We start from the raw sequence: 5,428 nt of genomic DNA, 5'->3' as shown, positions 1-5,428 counted from the left end.
TATCCTTAATTTGTAATTTTTCTGTTATTTGGGTATTTGTATAACCATTTTGCTTCATTTTCATCGCTTCCATTTTTAAGTCGAACGAGTATGTTTGGTACTGTTGACCTTTAATGCCCATAAAAAACCACCCCTAAAAGTAAGTGTTGCCCTGAAGGGGGTTTTTCAACATCTACTTTAAGGGGTGCAGTTCAAAGATAAGGTAAGGACTTTTCATTTTTTATATGCCATCGGATTGTGGACTCTTCTCATGTTGGGGATAGAGTTTATAACTCTAAAAAACAAATCGGCACGTTCTCTCTTTTTAGGCAATCCTAATATCATCATTCGGAATGGTGTCATCGACAGAAAGTTACTTAAAAAGAACAAATTGGATATAAATCAGGTATTGAGTTTGCTTCGGCAAAATAATGTTTTTTCAGTTCGTGAAGTCAAATACGGTATATTGGAAGCGAATGGGCAATTAAGCATATTATTAAAATCTAAGTATCAAAAACCAGAAAAGCAAGATTTTAATCTTCCAGAAAGTCCAGTAGACCTCCCAACATCGTTAATTATAGATGGAGAAATTTTATGGGATAACTTACATGAACACGGCTTTGATAAACAGTGGTTACATAACAAATTAACTGCTAATGGATATGAAAATGAAAAGCGTATACTCTACGCAGATTGGCGAGAGAGTGAAGGTATACATATAAGCCCTAAATAAAATATAACCTGAATACGTTAAACACGTAACTTCAACGAAAACCTAAACAATTTTGTAACGTCTATGTAGGCTAATGTTTTAATGAATCGGATAAAAGGTAATATAAACAATACTCAAGTAGTTGTCGGTCACTCATTACTTCGGCGAATCCAACGTGGATTAAATAAGGGAGAATCCATGAATGCCTTGGCACGAGCTATTTTCTTCGGAAAACAGGGAGAACTTAGAGAAAGAGCATTACAAGATCATTTACAGCGTGCCAGCTCATTAAATCTAATTATTAATGCCATCAGCATTTGGAATACCGTGAATTTATCACAAGCAATTGAACATTTTAAAAATATAGGAAAATATCAAGAGGAATTGCTTCCTCACATATCACCATTGGGATGGGAACACATAAACTTTCTCGGAGAATATTCATTTATACCTGAGATTTTGAACTCGATACATGCCCTGCGTCCACTTAGGATATAAAAAAGCCTGGTTTTTCTGCTTAACGTAGAAAAATCAGGCTTTTACCTTCTAAAAAATTCCTTAGCGTATTATATCTGCGTTTAGTCGGCAGTACCCCTTTATGGTTTCATCCATGGCAATGCTGTTTATTTGAAGAACATTTTTTTCGCATTTTGGACTCTGGTTATAGGGGTATTAAATCTGTTTTTGACAGCTCCCTTTTCATTTTCGTGATTCTCTGTGTTTCTTGTATTTTGTACTAAAAATTGTAACCCTATGGATAAAAGAATAAGTATGGAAACGGTAACCAATAAGGCCCTTGGTATTTTTCTAATGAGACACCTCTAAATAGTTTTGTTATTAGCTTGTTTAGTCACAGGGATTTTAACGATGAAATAAATGGAAAATAAAAAAGGAGTTTCGTTTACATTGCTATTAAAGAAAGGAAAGATGATTAACTTTTGCTATTACTTATTTCTTTATTTGTTTTTTCAAATTTGGGTATGTAGGCAAATGTCTAGTCCTAGGATAATTAGGAAAATAAGATAAAACTAAATATATTCAATTTAAGAAAGGGGAGTTATAAAAATTATACAATATCATAATTACATGTCTTATTATCATCCTCAATATTCCAGCCAGTTTTCGCAATACCCTGAGCTGAAGGAAGTGCTGCAATAACCTATTTAATTGGCATAGACCGTTTATTTAACGGTTGAATCTTGGGAAATTAATAAAATGTTTTAAAAATAGTTGATATGTTCCATGCTTATAAAGGAAAACTAGTAGAGTTGAAATGTTTAAATGTATTTTTGTACTATTGGTTAAAAAAACAACAATTGAGCTTTATCATAACAGTTAAATTTGGAACAATAAGGCACACCGTTTGAAAACAAACGGTGTGCCTTATTGCTGTTAATATTTATTCATCTATATTATCTGGATCGTTTACATCTTTAGGATCTTCAATGGGTTCTTCTGCATCAGGGACTAAATCAGCTTCATCATCTTTATTTTCATCTATATTATCTGGGTCATTTACATCTTTAGGATCTTCAATTGGCTCTTCTGTATCTGGGTCCACATCATTTTCATCTATATTATCTGGGTCATTTGCATCTTCAGGATCTTCAATGGGTTCTTCTGTGTCAGGATCTACATCCACTTCAGGTGGTGGTGGATCCTTATCCTCTTCTACATTATTACACCCCAATAACATGATGGCAGATAGAAAAACTGCTGTTAATAGCCTTAACCACTTTAGATTCATTTTTATCGTCCTCTCTATTGGTTGTTTACTTTCAATATTATCTTCTCCTTTCACTTTTTTATACGAACATTTTAACTTAACATCAATAAAATTAATGTCCTTGATCACCAAACAGTAGCGGCCTAGGTGTCAGGAATTGAAGATAAAAAATGTAGTACAGAGGAAAAGAGGCTTCTATCAAAAAAATGGTGCCATTTATCAAATATAATTACATAACTGTGGGTTTTTGGTCATTTAAAATCAGGATAAAATTGGAAGTTATAAAAAATATTCTTATACATCATTCTAATAAAGTAAAAATTAAAGGCGNTCAACAAGCTAAGCAGCTTTACCAAGAGGCTACACACTCAATCCGTTCTACACAGCGTTGAACCACGCGTTCAACAAATCGAACAAGAAGAACCGCAATAAGCCCAAGATGGAAGCCAAGCTTCCCAAGGCAGTACGCAAGGAGCACAAAATCAATAAGGAAATGAGTTTACAAGCAAAAATAATGAACAACAAGTAAGACAACAAAACAAACAAGCCCAGTCTCATAAAAAAAATAACTGAAGCACACGTTCGTAAAAATTACAATTCTAAGCTTTATGTCGCAACATTCTTGGTATATTACAGAGAGCGAATAAAAACTAAGCTTTCTTACCAAGAGTTGTTTTATAAAAAATATAAAAGGAGCAAGTGTTATGCGATTACCCGAAGACTTTATAAGAGCTAGGCATAAAAAAGAAGGGTTAAGTTTAGATCAATGCTTTTCAAATCCTATCATACATAGGGAGATACATGGGAATAAGGATTCGTTCCATTGGATTTAAAGAGAATTTGGAATCAATAAAAGTTTTTAGCAATGAAATATAGCAACCGTTTTGATTATAAGGCTATTTTATATATAAGGGATCCCACCAACAAAAAGCGCTTAAAACATACGCTAAGCATAATTCGTCATGAATAAAGCCGATTTTTCCTCAACTTACGAGAAATAATCGGCTTTATGGATAAGGGGGCAATCGATTGTCAAAATGAATCCATTCCTAAATACTATTTAAAAACCGGTTGATGTGAAACCATTACCATAATCTAAAAAAAGAGTATTATTCGGGGTGACACAAAAATAATTTATTCAAGTGGATTAACGGACTAGTGCGCCTAATATATGTGATATATATAAAGATATCTTACCATAGTGTAACGGGAGGGTAGTGATTTAGTACAGGATATCTGATGTTAAAAAGACTCCGGCAGGAGGAACGCCGTTCTGATATATAGGAGGTTCAGTGAGTGCTGTATCAGTTGTAGCAATCCAAGTTCCGTACTCACCTGCAAGCAAAGAGGGAGGTTTCATAATAAACCGTCCACTTAAAACGAAATGACGAATTCTAATCGAGGGATCATCAAATATAATTAAGTTACCAAAAAATGAGGCATATGGTGAATCAAAACTTATTTGTTTGGTGTTTTCTTCCCAATACCCATTAATTTGAATAGGTGTACCACGAAAATTAATTGTACCAGATACTTTATTATTACCTGTAATAGAATTAATGATGAGTACTCCCCAAATAATGGGTCGACCGGCTATAGAAGCCGAAATACCCCATTTTGATGGAAAAGGTATACTAACCATGAGTTTCTGTGCAGTTTGCAAAAGTTGATTCCTCGTTTCGTAATAATCATAAATACAAGAGTTTAAAGTTTAATTTCTATCTATACATCAGAGTGTTAAAAAAAGAAAGAAAGTCTAATAAATTATTTTAATATTTATTCATTTTGAATCTTCCATATTCGGTTTCGAACATTTCATTTACTTCCCAAGATTCAACGGTTTTATAAGCTGTTTGTTGATCAAAGCCTTTTCCCAGAAGGTAGGCCATTGCGGCAATTTCAGTTAGCGCATGTTCATAGGAAGTAAGAGCAGCTTCTTTTAGACCATAATCAACAAAAGGCTTTATTGCCATTAATGTTTCACTTTTCAAATCCTGATCCGAATTTTCTCTCTCATCGGATTCATTACCCTCTAGATTTGGATGCGCTTCTTTGTATAGCACCTCCCACTGTTCATACAGACTTGTAGCTGTCTCAAAGTCCTCAGAGTCTACTGTTAAATTTTTTTGTAATTTACTCATTAAATTACGCCATGTCTCTTCCCATTCCTCTAAAGTTCTTAAGTCAAAGAGTTTTGAGAACTTCGGTTTCACACTTTCCCAATGAACATAAATGTCGGTACACCATCCCAATAAATATTTATAGTTTTCCGTTTGGGCTTCCATTTTTTTATCACCCTTTTTAAATTTTTTCACTTCTAAAAAAAGAAGCAATATCGTGTGTTAAATGAGGTTAAATACCTTTTAAAACCAATTTACAATTCTATGGTATGTTTCACTTATGTCCCTAGACTAGGCATTTGTCTCATTTAACAAAATAAATTTTGTTTTCTTTCCAAACGGATAAATATGTTGCATTCTGCAAGTATAATTTTCCTTTGCAAACAAGGCCGGTGTTAAAAGTATACAGGCATTTTTAAAACGTTCTTAACAAACAGATAAAGAGCAGGTAAGCTGAGGAACTTGATAAAAACCTGAAGGAAAGCCAACTCAATCGATTATGAAGTATATATAGGGGTCCTGCCGACAAAACGCGAATATTATACGCTAAGCAGATGTATTAGAATAAAAAGTCAATTCCATACATTAAGAATTGACTTTTGTGTAATTAATGAAGCTCCTTCTATGTAATTTCGCTACTTAATATAGTTCCAGAATTACTCTTTTATCGTTCTTAATAATGTCCGTCTTGGTATTTCAATTTTCCTGAGTTCACTAAATTAACTTGAATGTTGCGGATTAACCCCCGAATTTTGGACAATAACTCTCTTATTCTTTCATTTCCTCAGTTTTTTATTTTATAGATTTCTTTCATTATTCTTCAAAAAGGCCATGTTGCTTGACATGGAGCCTCTGCAGGCATGATTCTCCTGCCAAGAAGCCAGCTGTTTT

Annotated in this window: 4 protein-coding genes and 2 pseudogenes; 3 read left to right on the top strand and 3 right to left on the bottom strand. The window is 33.6% G+C overall.

Annotation, left to right across the window (positions count from 1 at the left end):
- The first annotated feature begins 250 nt into the window (after positions 1-250).
- Both ACFFHF_RS10205 and ACFFHF_RS10200 read left to right on the top strand, forming a co-directional pair.
- Positions 251-712, top strand: coding sequence for a DUF421 domain-containing protein (locus tag ACFFHF_RS10205; RefSeq protein ID WP_160549925.1), 462 nt, complete (start codon positions 251-253; stop codon positions 710-712).
- Between the two features lie 81 nt (positions 713-793).
- A pseudogene (locus tag ACFFHF_RS10200) lies at positions 794-1,189 on the top strand (Tn3 family transposase); the annotation flags it as partial.
- 901 nt (positions 1,190-2,090) lie between these two features.
- Here the strand turns inward: ACFFHF_RS10200 and ACFFHF_RS10195 are convergent.
- Complete coding sequence (locus ACFFHF_RS10195; protein ID WP_039234828.1) at positions 2,091-2,438, bottom strand: hypothetical protein; 348 nt, start codon at positions 2,436-2,438, stop codon at positions 2,091-2,093.
- 311 nt (positions 2,439-2,749) lie between these two features.
- Between ACFFHF_RS10195 and ACFFHF_RS10190 the strand changes: the two are divergent.
- Positions 2,750-2,849, top strand: a pseudogene (locus ACFFHF_RS10190) (DUF1657 domain-containing protein); the annotation flags it as partial.
- A gap of 790 nt (positions 2,850-3,639) precedes the next feature.
- Here the strand turns inward: ACFFHF_RS10190 and ACFFHF_RS10185 are convergent.
- Both ACFFHF_RS10185 and ACFFHF_RS10180 read right to left on the bottom strand, forming a co-directional pair.
- Positions 3,640-4,080 carry a hypothetical protein gene (locus ACFFHF_RS10185; RefSeq protein WP_377058055.1) on the bottom strand — a complete coding sequence of 147 codons (441 nt, stop codon included), beginning with the start codon at positions 4,078-4,080 and terminating at the stop codon, positions 3,640-3,642.
- Positions 4,081-4,186: 106 nt separating this feature from the next.
- Entirely contained in the window at positions 4,187-4,702 is a 516-nt protein-coding gene (locus tag ACFFHF_RS10180; protein ID WP_340902409.1) for a hypothetical protein, read from the bottom strand.
- Positions 4,703-5,428: the final 726 nt, after the last annotated feature.

The organism is Robertmurraya beringensis, assembly GCF_042433785.1.
GTDB classification, from domain to species: Bacteria; Bacillota; Bacilli; order Bacillales; family Cytobacillaceae; genus Robertmurraya_A; species Robertmurraya_A beringensis.
The sequence above is the reverse complement of the archived record's forward strand: the minus strand, read 5'-3'. Positions and strand labels throughout refer to the sequence as shown.